Below are 17473 nucleotides of genomic sequence, written 5' to 3' on the forward strand. Positions count from 1 at the left end.
CCTGACTTCTATCCCATTCAAATATAAAACCTTTGTAATCAGAATTTTAAAAAACAAGGAGTCATCAGAAAATCCTAAAAAAGAGTATGACAGAAAAGTCGAAAACTGATTAGAGTAGGCAAATAAAAAACCAATTATTATGAAAAATATTTTTAAAGGTTCCTTAAGAGGATATGTGTGTGAAGACTGTCTGGAAGAGATATCAGATGTTGACGTTTTATTATACCATCCGTACCGAAATGAAACCCGCAAAGCTGAAGCAGTTCCTGATGTAAAAGGCGATTTTCGTCTTGTTACAAAAGAAGAAGCCAAACAAAGAGAGAAATTACTGATTGCCAAAGCAAAGACTGATGCAAAAGGGAATTTTGAATTTGTAATTGATGAAAGAAATCTGAATGTTGATTTCGATATTGATTTTGTGTGTGGTTCAGTTCCCCGAAAAATTCCAAAACCAAAAAAAGACGAATTAATACAATTTCATCTCACCACTTTATCTATGGGTATCGAGCTTGAAAAACAAGCAAAAAACCAGAATTACAGATGGCAATATGATATCATTCATAAATGGTGGTGCTACATTCGGGGACACTTTTTTGATGCCTGGGTGATATGCGGACATTTGATGAACTGCCAGACCAATAAACCAATTGCCAATGCAAAGGTAACCGCAATCGATGCCGATTTTCTGACTGATGACACTTTAGGCTACGCTATGACTGATGCCGATGGGCATTTCAGAATTGATTATTCTTCTGTTGATTTCAAAAAAACGTTTTTATCGCCCTGGTTCAATGTCGAAACAGATCCAAACTTTCTTTCTTTCCAAAGTGGTCCTGATGTGTATTTTAAAGCCGAATTAGCCGGAACAACCTTAATTAACGAAACCAAAGCCAATGCCCGCAAAAATGTTCCTTACTGTTTGTGTGTGACTTTATGTTCAGAAATAGCGGTGACCGATCCTGATGAAAGTTTCCCAAGTGCGTGGACCGGAATTGGAGCTAAATTTAGCGCTTCTTACGGGACAAGTGCTCCCGATTTTGATGCTGAAGGTTACGCCAGCTCTGATAAGAATGTTTTATTTTCAACCATAAAACTTACTGGGCAGGCGGCTTTAAAATCAGCTGCCGGACACCCAATCGAGTATCGCTTTTCGGTAAGTGATGCAACGCTACCCAATGATACTTTAACCAATCCTCCTTTGGGAAGCTTTACTAAAATAGTTGGATTACATCCTAATTTATTTGTTCCTGGACTAGTTTCAAAATTAGAACGAAAAGTTTTTTCACTTATACATAATCAGATTCCTATATATAGTGCCCAAAGTGATTTTGATGCTGAAGGCTGGTTTAGTGTCAATCATGCAATCGAAAGAACATTGATCAGTTATGGATTAACGCTCGCCGATTTAGCTTTATATAATGTTATTGACGAAGATCCATTGATTGCAATGAATACAGCCGCGTTAACCACTGCTCCAAATATTCTTCCGGACAGCTTTAGCGCCGGACAGCCAATTCCCGCCACAAATGATATTCCTGTGGAAAAATTTGCAATACGCTTCGAAATTAGATCCGTAATTGATAAACCAGCCAATCAATTTGGCATCGTAAATGGCGGAAAAATACTGAATTCGGTTATTATGAATAACAATCCAATATACCGAAAACTGGCTGTTAAAGAACTGGAAGAAAGCACTCTTTGCAGTCCAATTAACGGTACCATACACGCCAAATACACATTGTATCATCCGTATTTAGCTTCGGGTAAATTACACTTAAACAGCAACAGTCTTACCATAGACAGAGACGTTTTAGATGGTGTAATAAACTCGGCATCTGTAAAAAGAATAAACGCCAATTCACCACTCAACGCTCCGCCGCTAGATAATCTGGTGCGTTGTACGTACAGTTTAAAATTGTATGCTTCTACCAGAAAACATAATGGTGATTTTGGTGATTCTGATGGCGGTACACCACTGGAACAGGTTTTCTTTTATGATGAGAATCAGGTTTAATGATGAATTTAATTAAATAAAAAAAGCAACATTTTCAAAATTAGAAAATGTTGCTTTTTATTATTTTAAGAAAATATTATTTTTCTCTGATATAAATATCGATTGGCACTCCTGCGAAATCCCAATTTTCACGTATTTTATTTTCAAGATATCTTTTATACGGTTCTTTAACGTATTGCGGCATGTTGGCAAAAAACACAAACTGCGGTGTAAGTGTTGGCAACTGCATACAATATTTAATTTTTACATACTTCCCTTTTGTTGCTGGCGGCGGATACGCTTCGATTACTTTCAACATAAACTCATTGAATTTAGAAGTTGGGATTCTTTGTTTTCTGTTTTCGAAAACCTGAACCGTAGCTTCCAATGCTTTCAGTAAACGTTGTTTTGTTAATGCCGAAACGAACAAAATGGGCACATCGGTAAAAGGCATTAATTCTTTTTTGATTTTCTCTTCGTAATCACGGGTTGACATGGTGTCTTTCTCCACCAAATCCCATTTGTTTACCAGGATTACAACACCTTTACGGTTTTTCTCAGCCAGCCAGAAAATACTCTGGTCCTGTCCTTCAAATCCGCGGGTTGCATCGATAACCAATATACAGATATCTGCATGCTCAATCGCACGTACCGAACGCATTACCGAGTAAAACTCTAAATCTTCTTTTACTTTAGCTTTACGACGAATTCCCGCAGTATCTACCAAGTTAAATTCGAAACCAAAACGGTCAAATTTGGTATCAATTGCATCACGGGTTGTGCCTGCAATATCGGTTACCATAAAACGTTCTTTACCAATTAAGGCATTTATAAAACTAGATTTTCCAGCATTCGGGCGTCCTACTACAGCAAAACGCGGCAAAACCACTTCTTCCTGAACTGGCTCTGGTTTTACAGGGAAAGATTCGATCAAAGCATCTAATAAATCTCCTGTTCCGCTTCCTGAAATACTGGCAAATGTAAAATAATCTCCTAATCCAAGGTTATAAAACTCAAGCGCATCTTTTTCACGCATGGCGTTATCTACCTTATTTACAGCCAATAAAACCGGTTTCGTTACTTTACGCAATAAACGCGCAACAACGTCATCCATTGGTGTAATTCCTTCTTCAACATCAACCACAAAAATAATAACATCGGCTTCGTCGATAGCAAGCTCTACTTGTTTACGGATCTCTCCTTCAAATACGTCATCAGATCCGCGAACATATCCGCCGGTATCAATCACAGAAAACTCTTTTCCGTTCCACTCGCTTTTACCATAGTTTCTATCACGGGTAACCCCAGATACCGAATCTACAATAGCTTCTCTTCTTTGTATCAGCCTATTAAAAAGGGTTGATTTCCCTACATTAGGTCTTCCTACTATCGCAACAATGTTATTCATTTTTTTGAATTTTAGATTTTAGACTTTAGATCTCAGATTTTTAGTTTCCTAAAAACCTAATCACTTGGAATCCAAAATGCTTTATTTTAATTTTTTGCAAAGGTAGGTAAAAAAGTGGCTAAGTTGCTAAGTTTCTAAGTACCTAAGTTTTTTAATTCTTTTGTTTCAAGTTTGGGGTTTCAGGTTTCAGGTTTTAGAACCCAGAAAGTACAATCAAAAAATTGAAAATTATTTATTTTTTTAGGAGCTGTTTCCTGCTATCCGTTACAATCTTTTGTTACGCTAAAGCTTCACAAAAGGATTTCCACTGCTATCAGGGCTAGGGCTTCAGGGTTATCAATTGACTTCTGTCTTCCAAAATAAAAAAACCTTTTAAAAAATCTCAGAATTTTTATAGCTAATGGTGATCCCAGAAGGATTCGAACCTTCGACCTGTATAAACTGAGATTCCTACGGAATGACAAATATTGCGTTTAGATTGTACTTATAGTTTGTCATTCCGTAGGAATCTCAACTCAAAGTAATCATATTATCAGATCGTAAAAATTCTAAATATTCTTTAAAAAAATCAATTTTCTTTTTAGTTCGTATGCGTGAGGGATGGAAACGGCATCCTTTTGTGGCGGGGTTCGCCGCAAAAGATATAGTGTACAGCCCGGCCCTTGGGACACGCCCAAATTATATTATTGGTTATATCCAAATCGCTTTAACATATTAGCGTTACTTCTCCAGTTTTTATTCACCTTCACAACCAATTCGATATGAATTTGTTTTCCGAAGAACTGCTCTAAATCGGCACGGGCATCGGTTCCTACTTTTTTAAGAGCGGCTCCTTTATGACCAATGATGATTCCTTTTTGGGTTTCGCGTTCTACCATAATGATCGAACGGATTCGGATGATTTTTTCGTCTTCAAAAAACTCTTCGGTTACGATTTCTACAGCATACGGAATCTCTTTGCTGTAGTTCAGTAAGATTTTCTCACGAATGGTTTCGTTTACAAAAAAGCGTTCTGGTTTGTCGGTTAACTGATCTTTTGGATAGTATGCAGGTGATTCTGGCAATAATTCGATGATTCTACCAAAAACTTCCGGTACATTAAAATTCTGCAAAGCCGAGATTGGGAAGATTTCTGCGTTTGGCACTTTGGCTGTCCAAAACGCAACCTGCTCTTCTAATTGTTCTTGATTTGAATTGTCAATTTTATTCAACAATAACAAAACCGGGATTTTGGCGTGGATGATTTTATTAAAGAAAGCTTCGTCTTTTAAGTCCTGCTCTCCTATTTCGACCATGTAAACCAGGATGTCTGCATCTTCAAAAGCCGATTTTACAAAGTTCATCATCGACTCCTGCATTTCGTAAGCGGGTTTGATGATTCCGGGCGTATCCGATAATATCAATTGAAAATCTTCTCCGTTCACGATTCCAAGAATACGGTGACGGGTTGTTTGTGCTTTTGATGTAATGATTGATAATCTTTCTCCAACAAAGGCGTTCATCAATGTTGATTTTCCAACGTTTGGATTCCCGATGATGTTTACAAAACCTGCTTTATGTGACATTTGTGTATTATTTAAAGTGCAAAGGTAGTCATATCAAGTCAATACAGAAAATAAAACATTTTTTAATGTTTTGGTTGGATTTCTAGAAAATCGCCGTATATTTGCACCCGAAACATCGCGGGATAGAGCAGTAGGCAGCTCGTCGGGCTCATAACCCGAAGGTCACAGGTTCGAGTCCTGTTCCCGCTACAGAGAATAACCCATCAAAATTTTGATGGGTTTTTTGTTTTTTATTACCTCTCTCAATACCTGTAAATGTTGAGACTAAGCCAAAAATAGAGTTTACTCTTCCAGTTAGATATTCCCTGTTTTCAGCCCTAATTGACAATCCTTCTGGAAATACTAAATTCTGGATTCTTATTTTACTGTCAATATCTCCATCTCTCCAGTATTTATTGATATTTGTAACCTTTTCGATCACTTTATCAATATGTCTGCTGTGGTTAGATATTATTTTTTTATTCGATGCAATCTGAAGATCAACATCCTTTAATTCCATGTCAAACTGAAGTGAGTATCTATTGTATTTTTCATCCCCAAAATTCGGATTGTCAAAATAGCGTTTATCCAAATTTTCAATTTTCGATTCTAAATCTTTTTTCCTAGCAAGCAGACCTTCCATCTCTTCCCTGCCTTCATTTTCCACAATCTCAAAAAGTTTATTCAGCTGAAATTTAAAAGCTTCTACAAATTGAGAGCTTAAGGTATATCTTGATAACAGTTTTTCAAATGAATCATTCAATCCTTCCGTTTTTGAATGTGAGGTGGTCAATGCATTAAAACTGGCATTTCTGCATCTCTGGCATTTATAGTAATGCGCATTCTTTTTTCTTACCACATAACTTGTCAGAAGGCTTCCACATTCGCATCTTAAAAACCCTGTCAGTGGTCTAAACTCATTGATCTTGCTTTTAGAGTATTCTTTTACTGGCACTTTACTTTCGGAGAGCATCGCGTAAATTTTCAGGAAATCCTCCTGACTCACTAAACCTGTCCAATTTCCTTTCACTGGCTCTTCAAGCAGTGCATTGACAGATATTCCACAGTAAAATGGGTTTCTCCACATTGAGCCGAGTGATTGTTTTGTAATATTTAAATTCAGCTTTTCTAGTTTCTCTCTGATTACAAAATCTCTCTCTCCTGCGAGCTTCCATTTCCAAGCTTTTTTTAAAATCTCTCCCTCCAGATTGATCGTGATAGACTGCTTTTCCTGCATTAAGGAATAATCTCCAACCTTCTTTCCTCTCATGGTGTAACCTCTGGGGGCTTTGCCAAGCCAGTTTCCTGATCTGAGCAGTGCTTTCATGCCTGGAATTGTTTTTTCAAGCCTGTCCATGTTTTCTCTTCTGGCATCTAAAAGCTTGCTGTAAATATCAAGTTTGCTGTATTCATCATTAGTGCAGAGACCTGAAGAAGTTTCAATTAAATGCACGCCTAGTTTATCCACCAGTTCATGAACAATACTAATAGCGTTGCCACCGGTTCTGGAAAACCTGCTGATAAATTTGATCGCGATTGCAAAAGGTTTCTGCTTTGCGCTTTTAACCTCTTCTAATAATCTTGTAAACTCTTTTCTGGTAAAATCCCCCGATGCACTTTCGTAAGTGCCTCCAAGAATATTTTTAAGTGTATATCCATTTTTAGAAGCAAATTGTATTATTTCTATACGCTGTTCTTCAAGGCTGTTGTTTACCAGCTGTAATTTAGAACTTACTCTAGTATAACCCCAGATTTCTTTTACCTCAGCTCTTTGGGCTAATTTCTCTTTTTGAAATTTTTTAAAACTTTCAATTCCCATAATTTTACGTTTTAAAATTATAAACTATCATCGCTAATTGAAATAAGCTTTCAATTATTTCATTTCCATCTGATTCTGAAATTTCTTCAAAACCTCTACATCTTCTTAATTCTTCAATTGTTAATTTCCCTTCATTCGTTTTGGGCTTTTTTTCTGCATCATAAACAATCCTTTCTCTTTCATCAAACCTACCCCCCTGTTTTTCAATTTGTAAATTTACAAAAGTTTTTCCTCGGGTGATTCTTCTCTTCTCATCCGTTGCTCCGTTTTTCATTATAAAATTCCTCTTCATTAAAAAAAGACCATCACTGGTCTTTTTTGTTCAACAATCACTCTGCGCTATAAATTTAAAACACTTTTTTTAATTTATCCCGTTCAAAATATGGTGGGGATATTTGTAAAGATATGAGTTAATCTTCTGGCTTTGATAAGTAAAATATACCTGTGAAAGCCCTAGAACGTTCTTTTAAATCCAAGCAAAGATAAAACTCTCTCGTCTTATTGTCATGGACATAATATGTACATGAAACGTTTTTTGCTATTTAGAATCAACTATAGTTCCATCTTTCCGGCAGTGGTATAGATCACTAATTTCGTTTATAAGTTCAAATTCATCAATCGGGAATAACTGAAGTGCAACCCCTATTATTAGCCCGACATCAATATTCTGGTTTTGAATTGTTGGAGGAACTTCTGCGCTATCCCTGTCTAAAGCGATTATGCAGAGCTTCATCAGATTCCTTATAATGGAAACAAGTTCATAATAATCGTATATCCTGATCTCTGCGTTATACATTCCTCTTTTATCCTCGGCTGGTTTCAGAGTATTAAGCAGTCTTTCGCTTAACACTCCGATTTTTTCCAATTTTCTAATTTCATCTGTCTCCATACCCATTATTCTTAAATTAATTTTACCAAATCAGTCCTGCTCATAAATTTTTAAAAGCCCGCCTTCAATTACCAGTTTATGAAGTTCGTTGCTAAGCTTTGTGACAATCATTTCCATCTGAGAAACCTTTTCCGCGTCAAGCCTTGTTAATCCATGCGAAACAGTTCTATTTGCATCCAGATAAGGAAATATTTCTGTCCAGAACGTCTCAAGTAAATAATTGTACTTTTTAATATCATTATCCGCGTAAATGCATAAATTCCACAATGTCTTGCTTGACAAATAATTGGGCATATAATAGGTTTTTACGAAAATATAGGTTCTGCAGAACGAAAGAAAAAACTGTGCGAATAAACAACCCAACCCACAGTAGTTTTCCTCATTGTTGCGGGCTGTTGCAGAAAACTGTTCCGCACATTTTTCTAACGATTTATAAAAAATGTGAAGATCACCGTAATAAGGTTTGTGCGGTTCTTCCCAGTGAAATTCTGGATGATACTCATTTGATGAATAAATCAGATAATTTTCTTTTATGACTTTCTCAAAAAAACTCTGATGCTCATAGAGGTTATTCTGTATCCAATAACGACTGTGGCTGATCATAACCAAATTACATTTCCCGCCTATCTTGTTTTTTAAACAATTGGTAATTGCTTTTAATTTTTCATTACCTGCATTTTCGGCAATAAGCAACAGATAATAAATTATTTTATCATTGCTGGTTGTCTCATGAAACAGATAAATCTGTTCTGGTTCTGCCCTTTGCAAAATTATTTGAACAGCGGTATCAAGCACTGTAATCGCAGGCTTATTATCAATCTCGCACAAAACTTCTTTTTTATCTGTATATTCTTTTTTTATGAGTTTTTTCAGTTCACTCAATCTGTCTCCAATAAGATCGCAGAGATTTTCTTCAGCTTCACCGACAGCCTTAAACATTTCATTACGATACAATGCCTCATCATCGCTGGAAGCTTCCTTCGCCTGCTCAAACAGATCGGTAAGAAAATATCTTCCTTTGGAGCTTTTTACAAAGTATCTTTGAATAGCAGGAATGTATGCCGAGAGACTTGTGATTCTCTCATTTATACTCACAGAAACAGATTTACTTCCTAAGTAAAGTTCCTCCAAGTATTGGAGATCATATTCAATAAGCCTTGAATAAGAAGTAAAAATAGCGTTTGAAGCACTTTCTGAAATGAGATTTTTTATCTGCCATTTATGAAGCTCATGATCGTGATAAAAATTATTTTCGTAATCATTAAATCTTTTCTTGTATTTTTTCCATTCCCATTGTGTGAAAATTGAGTTATCAAATTCTTTATTCTCGTAGATTATAGCAGACTGGCGACAATAAAATCCAATAAAAGGATCGCCTAAAGAGTAATAATGATGAAGCTTTGAAGAAAAGATAAAATATACGGTGATCTGAAAGTTTTCTTTAACTTTTCTCACCCATTTACTCTGTTGGAGTTTCTGCACATCCATACTGCTGTCCAGATTCACGATAAGATTTGAGAATGCTGATGAGCTGTCTCTGGTAAAAAACAGCTGGATAATATTATACTTATTTATCAGCTCTCTGAGAATATTCTCCAAATACTCATTTTCCAGTTCCGGAAATGTAATTTTTTCTAGAGTTTTCATAGTGTGTTTTTTTTGAAGTTTTTATAAAGGTTGTTTTATTCGACAGGGGATAAAATATCCTCCGACAGCTTCTCTTTTTTAATCTTTTCAATACCTCTTTCCATGATAAGCTGTCCTGCATCCAGCATTTTGACTAAATAGACATAAGGAGTTATGATATCATAATCCGATTCTACTGCACGTGGAGATAATGAAAGATGCACGATTTCGCAGAGAAAGAATTCAAACTGCTCTAATGATTTCTCTTCAAATGCCTTTCGAAACACCTTAAAAGGATTTTTATACTCTTCTTTACTTAGTGAAGCCAGATGAACTATTGAACTGTAGTTGCCCGAACCCTTCACCTGCCATTTCCTGCTTTTTCTTTTAAGACAGTTGCAAACTTTGATAAACGAGTTTAAAGCAGTATAAATCACAAAAACATGGCAAGGGTTATCCTGCTTATAAATCTTCCTCCTGTAGCCGTGGATTGCTACATCGCTTAAAATCTGTTTATACTCATCTAGGTGGGAGAAATCAAAAAAAACATGCAGAGCATCATATGGATTTCCTGCCTCATAAGCTGACCAAAAATTAGTTCCAAAGGATATTTTATTCTTTTTCATAGCGGAAATATTTAGAATTCGAAGCGAAGTTCCTGCCTTTCAAAAGGATAAACTATTCCATAAATGGATATAATATCTGACAAAAGGGATATTTTACGGGATATTTTTTTATCTTTGAAATTCAGATTTTTTAATCCCCATGGCTTTATCTTTGAGCCTTCAGAAAATTGATAATCATTATGGAACAGAAAATACATCAGGGAAGAAACGTAAAACGTTTCAGAGAAATGCTTAATATAAAGCAGGAGGCATTAGCTTATGATCTGGGAGATGACTGGAATCAGAAGAAAATTTCTATGCTTGAGCAGAAAGATGTAATTGAAGATAATCTTCTTAGACAAATCTCAACAGTTCTAAAAATTCCAGTTGAAGCTTTTCAGAATTTTGATGAGGAGCAGGCAATAAATATTATTTCAAATACATTTGATAATGGAGCTTTCTTAAATACGGGTCATAGTCCTACATTTAATGTTAATCCAATTGACAAATTGATTCAGCTTCATGAAGAAAAAATTGTTTTATACGAGCGTATGCTGAAAGAGAAAGATGAAATGATAGCAAGACTTGAGCAATTAATTAAATAATTTATAGAAAATTATTGATATATAGAACTTTATAAAAATGCATTAATTCATAAAAAAAGAGACTTTTGAGTCTCTTTTTTGTTTTGGAAGTATTACAGCCTTTGCCATATCGATATGAAATAAGTTTTTTTATAATCTTTTAGTTGAGTAATGCATTTCCAACCAATAATATCTTCTAATATTTTAGCTAAAGCTTTGTTCCAAGCAAGATCTTCTGGCTTTGGATAAATAAAACCGATAACATATTTTTCTCCTTCAAAATCTACAGAGTCTAATTTTCTAAAATCTTTAAACAATCCGACACTGTTATTACCAAAATAAAAATTTAAGTTTCTTGGAGTTTTGGCAGATTGACTTATAACTAAAGCTTTCAATTCTACTAATATTTTTTTCTTTGATAAAAGAGTAACTTGAAAATCTATATTATAGCCTTTTCCGTCAGTTTTCTTTATTAAAAATTCTCTTTTATAATCAATAATTTTTCTCTTTGAACATAATTCCTCCAAAATAAAAATCATTTCAGCTTTGAACCAACCTTCAATTCTAGAATCTACTTTAGAAAATAATTCAAGATAGTTTGACTTCGATTCAAAATGGCTTTTAATTTCTGATATAATTGTTTTCATCTAAAAATATTCTTCAAAATTAAAACGGGGGCGAATCACAAACCACAATAAATCAAATAAGAAATTTAGGGATTTATTTTATTGTTATTTTCATCTTTTCAAATTGACTAATTGAATCATCAATTAACCATTTTAAAGAAACAAATTCAGTACAAGAACGAAAAAAATAATGATCAGAAATTTTTATTCCAGCAGAACTTCCATTCTCTTGTGACTGTATAGTAAAGATATATCGATCATTATCCGAATGAATTAAATCATAATTTTTAAAGGAGCAGTAATTTTCCACTTCTTCCAAATCAATGATTATCAATATGATAAAGCTACCACTAATAAAGTCCAAATAATCATTAGAATCTAAAATACTCAAAGAAAAAGGGTAGTATCCTTGACCCGAAAATTTGTATTGATTCAAAGAAATCATTATTGGATTCTTTAAATGTTTAAAATTTTCTTCCATGAACTTTTCTTCAAATTCTCTCGAAACAAAATAATAAGTTCCTTTTTCAACTTCGAAAGTAGCGTTTTTAGTTTCTTTTGAAGATATAATTAATTTATTTAACTCTTCAATATAATTTACTTCATCACTATTCAAATCAACACGTATTGTTTCTCCCTGAATTCCATAAAGGTTGTCAGTTTTATCGGTTTCTAAATACTTAACAATTTTATCGGCATTTTCTTTCTGCCTAGGAATTCTTGAATTTTCTAATTTACTTGATTTAACTTCAATAAGATTAAAACCACCTGGATAAACTACTGCTAAATCACAATATTTCAGAACACTAGTAATATCATTGAAAACTGCAATCATTCCTTCCTTGTAAATTTTTTTAAAGACTTCTATTTCTTTTTTTAGACCTATCTTCTCTGAAATAAAACCTGCAGACTCTTTAAAGTTTTGTGGCTTAATATCTAGTTTGCTGATAAAAGTAAAAGCTACTGCATCCCCAATACTACGATAAACATCTATCACAAATCTTATCTCTTCAAGCTTATTTTCTAAAAATTTAATTTTAGCTTTTATTTTAATAGATTCTTCTTTCGTTAATTTTTGAGAAGGATTTTTTCTAAGAATATTTAAATCTTTTTTTTCAGATTTTTTATCTCGTACTTTATTTTCTAAGGATATGATTTTTTTAATAATATTTAATTGCACAAGCTTCCAAACTTCTGCATTTAAATATGGTTCTTTACTAGCAAATTTTACTTGATCTAAAAGCTTCTTGAGAGTATTTCGATGGTATCTTATCATAATTAATTGTATTAATTTATATGAATAAATTTCACTTTCTCCAGTATTAATTGAATAAGAATGTAAATTGATTTTGCATATTGAGCGTAATAGCGAAATGCTTACAATACCGATACGTTTAATTTTCTTGTATGCCGACTAACTTTCCATCTTCAAATTCACTATCCAAATCCGAAATGAATTTATAATCTTATTAAAAACCTTCTTAAGTTCTAGTTTAACATTTCTTCATCTCGATGTTACACGCTACAGAACATGATAAAAAAGATAATACGATTGATTTTTCAAATAAGGTTCAAAGACATGCTAAGACAAATTGCTTAATCTTTATGAATTCGACTTATAATTGATTCCAATGTTCCAACATGTTTATTGTCTTTCGTCCAATTTACTTGATTCTTACTTACTTGTAAACAATATCCTTTTTTATCTTCGCTTATTCTGTAATATTTTTTATTTTCTTTATTTGCGTAAATTTCCTTATTGTCACCCCACCAATCTTTATTTTGCTTTTTCAAATCAAACAATTCTTTAATAAATTCCGAACATGTAAAATATCTTTTATTTAAATCTTTATTAGTAGCTGTTTTAATTACCGTCTTAATTTTATTATTTATAAATGCTGGTAAAGAATCATAATCAAGTAATTTATTTTTTACTATTAAGTTATCAATTGCTGAATCTATAAATTGCCATTTTTCAAATTCAGATCCTGTGATTTTTAAATATTTTGACTTTTGTCTTTCATCTAACCAATCAAAAGGGGCTTCTGGAAATTTTCCTCCTAAAAGTTGAAAAAGAATTATGCCAACTTGATAAATATCCGATTGTCTATTGTAAACATTTTGAAGAACAGATTCGTTTGGTCTATAAATTTGCGTAGATTTTGACGCAACCACTGTGTTTTCTGTATTTGAAATAAATTTAACTGAACCAAAATCAGCAATATAAGGTGTTTTAGTTTCTTGATCTATTAAGATGTTTTTTGGTTTTAAATCTCTATGAAGTAAATTATTTGGGTTTCTGTGCAATTCACTCAAACCATTCAATATTCCCTGTGTGATATTTATAGCATCATAGAGACTTACAATATTATTATCTTTAAAATTTTTCAAATCACCGCCGCTAATTTCAGGTGTTAAAAAATAAGCATATTGCTGATGAATTATTTTTGCATCATAAATTTTTAGGATATTTGGATGCTCAATACTTTTAAGAATTAATGGTTCATTATGAGTTGAAATATCCTTGTTATAATAATAAAACTTTAGCGCAACTCTATCAGATAATAGCTCTCTTTTTCCAAAATATAATTCTCCATTTGCACCACTGTCAGAATATCTATCAATTACAATGTCATTTTGTAATGATATAAAATCTTTAATTATTTCATCTACATTTTCGTCACCCATTATTTAAGAATTTAAAATATAATACGCTAATTTTACAGCTTCGGATTGATAACTAAATTGCGGAGTTATGTCCAAAGTGTTCTTCTTATAAAAAGCAATTAAAGTCTTTGGAGAAATAAATCCGACTGGCTTATTTTTATATGCTTGAATAAAACCTTCCAACTTAAAGGAAATTCCAGAAGATGAAAATTGACCTTTTGAACTTCTTGATAGAATTACAATTTTATCAATTTCTAAAGAATTAAAATGAGAATGGATAGTTTCTATAAAATCAATTACTTGAGAGTGATTGTGGTCGTCATCAAGCACAATAGATTTTACTTTACCAGTACTTTCCGTAATTTGATTATCTGAATCTTTTTCTAAAACGACGAAGATTATTTTATTGGATTTTATTTCAATTGCACATACTTTCATAAATTTATGTATTTGGTTAAATTACTTCCTTTTTCTGCGGGGCAATTTCTGATAACGTTTTCACACTTGTAAGGGTTGAGAAGTTGATTAGTATAGTTGCGCCAATGAAATCTTGTTGCGAAACTTTAATTCGACTAAGTCCCATAACATACGAACGCTCTTGGGCACTAATAATTATTTTCGGTTTATTTTTCCAAATTGTTTTGCATAACCACTATTTTCGCCAATTTCAATTTTCTCTCTATCAATTTTCATAAAAAAATTCCCACCTCTTTTATCTTCAAATACTTCAGTGTAAGCCATTAAAACTTCTTCGACATAAGTTGTAATTTTTTCTCCAGTCCATTTAAGACCAAAATGATTTGATAAATTTTCTAATATTTGCTTAGCTCTATCTTCATTATTTAGCGAAGTTTCAAAGTCTTTTAATATGTCGATTATTTCAAGAATAAATTCTCTTCTCTTTCCAGTATTTTCAAAAGCTTTTTTAATTTCTCTTTCTAATTGTTTTGGAATTTGTTTAAGATTATCTTTTTTTTGATTTTCAATTTTTATGGGCCTACTAGAATTTATTGGAACTCTAATCCTTATTTTCTGCCTTTTCCCATCTACAGGAAAATTAGTTGTTTTGTCAATATGGACATCATTTGATTCACTGTCCCAATTTTTAATTTCGCGACTTCCTCTTTTATGATCATCAATAATTATTGTTTGATTTTCAATTAGTCCTTTTAGGCTCATATTTTCTGTATTATTATCACAAACTTATAAAACACCTGCTATATTTTAGCGGATGTTTATCTCTTGATAGATCAATTTGCGCTATATAATTATAAGGTCTTACAATACTACACAAAAAAAATAGACAGAGATTACGGTTTTCCATAAATTCAACATAAAAAATTAAGCTAAGTAGTTTATTTAAAAAACGTATTTAGATAAACTATAAGGTCAATGGTTTTGTATTACACCTTTTATCACCCTAAAACTATTTTAATTATTATCAACAACAAAAAAAATGAGCAAAATTGTTGGACACAGGCAATTGATGTGCGCATAATGTCAGATCTCGTTTCTTAATCTGCCACCCTTCGGGACTTATAGCACATCTTATGCCTGTTAGTCCAATATCTATTTGCTTTCTTTTTTTCTTTTTTTCTTTTGAAATGATTTAAGTTAATCTTGATAGGTAAAATATACTTATGATACGTGAAAACATTTTTTCTTCATTAGATTTGTTTTCACTTATTACAAAACCTTAAAATAAACTCCCAAACAACAACAATCAACAGCTATCATGTTCAAAATATAGCCATGATGTGACAATACTATTTGCATTCACTAAATTTGAAGTTGCAAAAAAAGATCCTCAATTTATTCCAGATTATTTATATAAAGCTGACTTTTTTAAAAGTTCAAGAATATTTAAAAATTTCAAAGACTGCCACGTTCCTGCAGTCGGCAAGATGAACGGTTGTTTAACAACCGCCTATCTTGCCACCCATTACCTCGGAACTCGGTGGTGGAGACACTAAAAGAAAAGAGTTTGAAAACAATGAAAATGAAAGATGATGAAAAGAGAAAATTCAAACAGAACACGAATCGTAGGACTGCGATTAACTCCTTTGGAGTATGCCGAACTGGAAAAAAGATTTAGAGCAAGTACCTGCCGAAAATTAAGCGACCACATAAGAAGGCACTTATTTAACAAACCAATTGTAACCACATACAGAAATGCTTCTTTTGATGATTATATAGAAGAAACAATGGCTCTCAACAGTGAGCTTAATTCAATAGGAAATAACATCAACCAGATTGCTAAAAAGATGAATTCTTTTAAGACTATATCCGAATTTAAAACACAGGTATTCTGGTTTGAAGTAGATAAAAAGAAGTTATTCGAAAAAATAGAGGAAATTAAAATACACTCTCAAAAATTCTCAGAGCAATGGTTGCAGTTATAAGAACCAGTAATTCAGTACAGCGAATTTTAAACTACAATGAGATAAAAGTAAAAGATGGCAAGGCAGAATGCATAAGTGCTATTAATTTTCCTCTCGAATTCGACAGGCTAAATTTTACTTTAAAACTCAACCGTTTTACAAAACAGGCGTCGCTTAACGAAAACGTTAAGCGAAACGCTGTGCATATATCATTGAATTTTGATCCTTCGGAAAACCATTCTAAAGAAAAACTTAATGAAATTGCAAAAGTTTACATGGAAAAAATCGGATTTGGAAAACAGCCTTACCTTGTTTATCAGCATTATGACGCTGGACATCCCCATTTGCATGTGATTACAAATAATATTCAAAGAGACGGAAAAAGGATTGATCTCCATCTACTTGGAATTAGAAAATCAGAACCTGCCAGAAAAGAAATAGAAGAAACATTTGGACTTGTAAAAGCGGAAGGAAGAAAAACAAAAGAACTATTTTCTTTACAGCCAATTGCAAACCGCAAAATAGAATATGGAAAAGTAGAGTCCAAAAAGGCTATTAATGGAGTTTTAAACAAAGTTTTATTTGAATATAAATATTCAAGCCTTCCAGAACTCAATGCGATATTAAACCGATATAATGTTCACGCAGATAGGGGAACTGAAGAATCCAGAGTTTTTAAAAACAATGGAATACTTTATAAAATACTCGATGAAAATTCGAAATCTGTGGGAGTACCAATTAAGGCGAGTGACTTTTACAGTAAGCCGACTTTAAAATTTTTAGAAGAAAGATTTAAAGTAAATGATGTAAAAAAAGAATCACATAAAAGTCATATAAAGAATGCTGTACGAATGGCTTTTTATAGTGGAAAAATAAAATCTCTTGAAAAATTAGCAGAAGAACTTAAAAGTGAAGGTATTCATACAGTCTTAAGAATGAGCAAAGATGGACAGCTTTATGGTATTACTTATGTTGATCATAAAACACTTTGTGTTTTTAATGGAAGCAGTCTAGGAAAAGAGTTCAGTGCGAAAGGAGTTTTGGAAAGCTGTGCTCAAAATATCCTTCAGCTGGAGAGAATGAATAATTCAATTTCTCATATTTCTGGAAACTTTCCAAATATTGAAGATAAAGAGTATATAAAAGAAAATCTGGCTGATATACTTCTTCGTGGTGAAAAAATAAATGATTACGTGTCAAAACAGTTTAAAAAGAAAAAGAGAAGAAGAGTACAAAAAGGAATTTAAAATAGTAAAGTCACTCTTATCTTATTTTTTTTTATTATCAATCAAAATGCTTAACCGTTTTTCTTTTTCTTACTTTATGGAAAA

Annotated in this window: 16 protein-coding genes and 1 tRNA gene; 5 read left to right on the top strand and 12 right to left on the bottom strand. The window is 32.8% G+C overall.

The genetic code is table 11. The annotated features are described in order from the left end of the window. Positions 1-139: 139 nt before the first annotated feature. Entirely contained in the window at positions 140-2014 is a 1875-nt protein-coding gene (locus GON26_RS12215) for a transthyretin-like family protein (protein WP_160375053.1), read from the top strand. A gap of 76 nt (positions 2015-2090) precedes the next feature. Here GON26_RS12215 and der read toward each other — a convergent pair whose 3' ends face one another. After that, a complete protein-coding gene (gene der, locus GON26_RS12220) occupies positions 2091-3401 on the bottom strand; it encodes a ribosome biogenesis GTPase Der (RefSeq protein WP_160375054.1) in 1311 nt (436 codons plus the stop codon). Positions 3402-4084: 683 nt separating this feature from the next. Beyond that, positions 4085-4966 (bottom strand): GTPase Era, encoded by an 882-nt coding sequence (gene era / locus GON26_RS12225; protein ID WP_160375055.1) that lies wholly within the window; start codon positions 4964-4966, stop codon positions 4085-4087. Between the two features lie 116 nt (positions 4967-5082). On the opposite strand from era, the gene GON26_RS12230 reads away from it, so the two are divergent. Then, positions 5083-5155: transfer RNA gene (locus GON26_RS12230), tRNA-Met, on the top strand. Here GON26_RS12230 and GON26_RS21875 read toward each other — a convergent pair. The 5 genes from GON26_RS21875 to GON26_RS12255 form a co-directional block, all read right to left on the bottom strand. Further along, entirely contained in the window at positions 5115-6764 is a 1650-nt protein-coding gene (locus GON26_RS21875) for a recombinase family protein (protein ID WP_160375231.1), read from the bottom strand. The genes GON26_RS12230 and GON26_RS21875 overlap by 41 nt on opposite strands. Before the next feature lie 4 nt (positions 6765-6768). Further along, the gene (locus GON26_RS12240) at positions 6769-7038 is read right to left on the bottom strand and encodes a hypothetical protein (protein ID WP_160375056.1); all 270 of its coding nucleotides are present in this window, start codon (positions 7036-7038) and stop codon (positions 6769-6771) included. Positions 7039-7302: 264 nt separating this feature from the next. Beyond that, the gene (locus tag GON26_RS12245; RefSeq protein WP_160375057.1) at positions 7303-7653 is read right to left on the bottom strand and encodes a hypothetical protein; all 351 of its coding nucleotides are present in this window, start codon (positions 7651-7653) and stop codon (positions 7303-7305) included. 30 nt (positions 7654-7683) lie between these two features. Continuing rightward, positions 7684-9300: a hypothetical protein gene (locus GON26_RS12250; protein WP_160375058.1), complete on the bottom strand. Its 1617-nt coding sequence runs from the start codon at positions 9298-9300 to the stop codon at positions 7684-7686. A 35-nt stretch (positions 9301-9335) separates the two neighbouring features. Next, entirely contained in the window at positions 9336-9905 is a 570-nt protein-coding gene (locus GON26_RS12255) for a hypothetical protein (RefSeq protein WP_160375059.1), read from the bottom strand. A 179-nt stretch (positions 9906-10084) separates the two neighbouring features. On the opposite strand from GON26_RS12255, the gene GON26_RS12260 reads away from it, so the two are divergent. After that, positions 10085-10489, top strand: coding sequence for a helix-turn-helix domain-containing protein (locus GON26_RS12260; RefSeq protein WP_160375060.1), 405 nt, complete (start codon positions 10085-10087; stop codon positions 10487-10489). Positions 10490-10581: 92 nt separating this feature from the next. Here the strand turns inward: GON26_RS12260 and GON26_RS12265 are convergent, their stop codons facing one another. From GON26_RS12265 to GON26_RS12285, 5 genes are all read right to left on the bottom strand, one after another. Then, positions 10582-11115, bottom strand: coding sequence for a hypothetical protein (locus tag GON26_RS12265; protein WP_160375061.1), 534 nt, complete (start codon positions 11113-11115; stop codon positions 10582-10584). A gap of 73 nt (positions 11116-11188) precedes the next feature. After that, positions 11189-12370 carry a hypothetical protein gene (locus GON26_RS12270; RefSeq protein ID WP_160375062.1) on the bottom strand — a complete coding sequence of 394 codons (1182 nt, stop codon included), beginning with the start codon at positions 12368-12370 and terminating at the stop codon, positions 11189-11191. Positions 12371-12690: 320 nt separating this feature from the next. Beyond that, positions 12691-13782: a protein kinase domain-containing protein gene (locus GON26_RS12275; protein WP_160375063.1), complete on the bottom strand. Its 1092-nt coding sequence runs from the start codon at positions 13780-13782 to the stop codon at positions 12691-12693. A gap of 3 nt (positions 13783-13785) precedes the next feature. Further along, entirely contained in the window at positions 13786-14199 is a 414-nt protein-coding gene (locus GON26_RS12280; protein ID WP_160375064.1) for a DUF3010 family protein, read from the bottom strand. A 174-nt stretch (positions 14200-14373) separates the two neighbouring features. Continuing rightward, complete coding sequence (locus tag GON26_RS12285) at positions 14374-14940, bottom strand: hypothetical protein (protein ID WP_160375065.1); 567 nt, start codon at positions 14938-14940, stop codon at positions 14374-14376. 830 nt (positions 14941-15770) lie between these two features. Here GON26_RS12285 and GON26_RS12290 point away from each other — a divergent pair. Both GON26_RS12290 and GON26_RS12295 read left to right on the top strand, forming a co-directional pair. Beyond that, positions 15771-16163, top strand: a complete 393-nt coding sequence (locus GON26_RS12290; protein WP_230407934.1) for a plasmid mobilization protein — start codon at positions 15771-15773, stop codon at positions 16161-16163. Further along, complete coding sequence (locus GON26_RS12295) at positions 16148-17389, top strand: relaxase/mobilization nuclease domain-containing protein (protein ID WP_160375067.1); 1242 nt, start codon at positions 16148-16150, stop codon at positions 17387-17389. Before GON26_RS12290 ends, GON26_RS12295 begins: the two co-directional genes overlap by 16 nt. Positions 17390-17473: the final 84 nt, after the last annotated feature.

Origin of the sequence: Flavobacterium hydrocarbonoxydans (assembly GCF_009789235.1) — a bacterium.
GTDB classification, from domain to species: Bacteria; Bacteroidota; Bacteroidia; order Flavobacteriales; family Flavobacteriaceae; genus Flavobacterium; species Flavobacterium hydrocarbonoxydans.

Coding starts and splice junctions, on each gene's coding strand:
- GON26_RS12285 (WP_160375065.1), bottom strand. CDS start 14,940: ATGAGCCTAAAAGGACTAATTGAAAATCAAACAATAATTATTGATGAT.
- GON26_RS12255 (WP_160375059.1), bottom strand. CDS start 9,905: ATGAAAAAGAATAAAATATCCTTTGGAACTAATTTTTGGTCAGCTTAT.
- GON26_RS12240 (WP_160375056.1), bottom strand. CDS start 7,038: ATGAAAAACGGAGCAACGGATGAGAAGAGAAGAATCACCCGAGGAAAA.
- GON26_RS12275 (WP_160375063.1), bottom strand. CDS start 13,782: ATGGGTGACGAAAATGTAGATGAAATAATTAAAGATTTTATATCATTA.
- GON26_RS12250 (WP_160375058.1), bottom strand. CDS start 9,300: ATGAAAACTCTAGAAAAAATTACATTTCCGGAACTGGAAAATGAGTAT.
- GON26_RS12290 (WP_230407934.1), top strand. CDS start 15,771: ATGAAAAGAGAAAATTCAAACAGAACACGAATCGTAGGACTGCGATTA.
- GON26_RS21875 (WP_160375231.1), bottom strand. CDS start 6,764: ATGGGAATTGAAAGTTTTAAAAAATTTCAAAAAGAGAAATTAGCCCAA.
- GON26_RS12295 (WP_160375067.1), top strand. CDS start 16,148: ATGGTTGCAGTTATAAGAACCAGTAATTCAGTACAGCGAATTTTAAAC.
- GON26_RS12280 (WP_160375064.1), bottom strand. CDS start 14,199: ATGAAAGTATGTGCAATTGAAATAAAATCCAATAAAATAATCTTCGTC.
- GON26_RS12260 (WP_160375060.1), top strand. CDS start 10,085: ATGGAACAGAAAATACATCAGGGAAGAAACGTAAAACGTTTCAGAGAA.
- der (WP_160375054.1), bottom strand. CDS start 3,401: ATGAATAACATTGTTGCGATAGTAGGAAGACCTAATGTAGGGAAATCA.
- GON26_RS12270 (WP_160375062.1), bottom strand. CDS start 12,370: ATGATAAGATACCATCGAAATACTCTCAAGAAGCTTTTAGATCAAGTA.
- GON26_RS12215 (WP_160375053.1), top strand. CDS start 140: ATGAAAAATATTTTTAAAGGTTCCTTAAGAGGATATGTGTGTGAAGAC.
- era (WP_160375055.1), bottom strand. CDS start 4,966: ATGTCACATAAAGCAGGTTTTGTAAACATCATCGGGAATCCAAACGTT.
- GON26_RS12265 (WP_160375061.1), bottom strand. CDS start 11,115: ATGAAAACAATTATATCAGAAATTAAAAGCCATTTTGAATCGAAGTCA.
- GON26_RS12245 (WP_160375057.1), bottom strand. CDS start 7,653: ATGGAGACAGATGAAATTAGAAAATTGGAAAAAATCGGAGTGTTAAGC.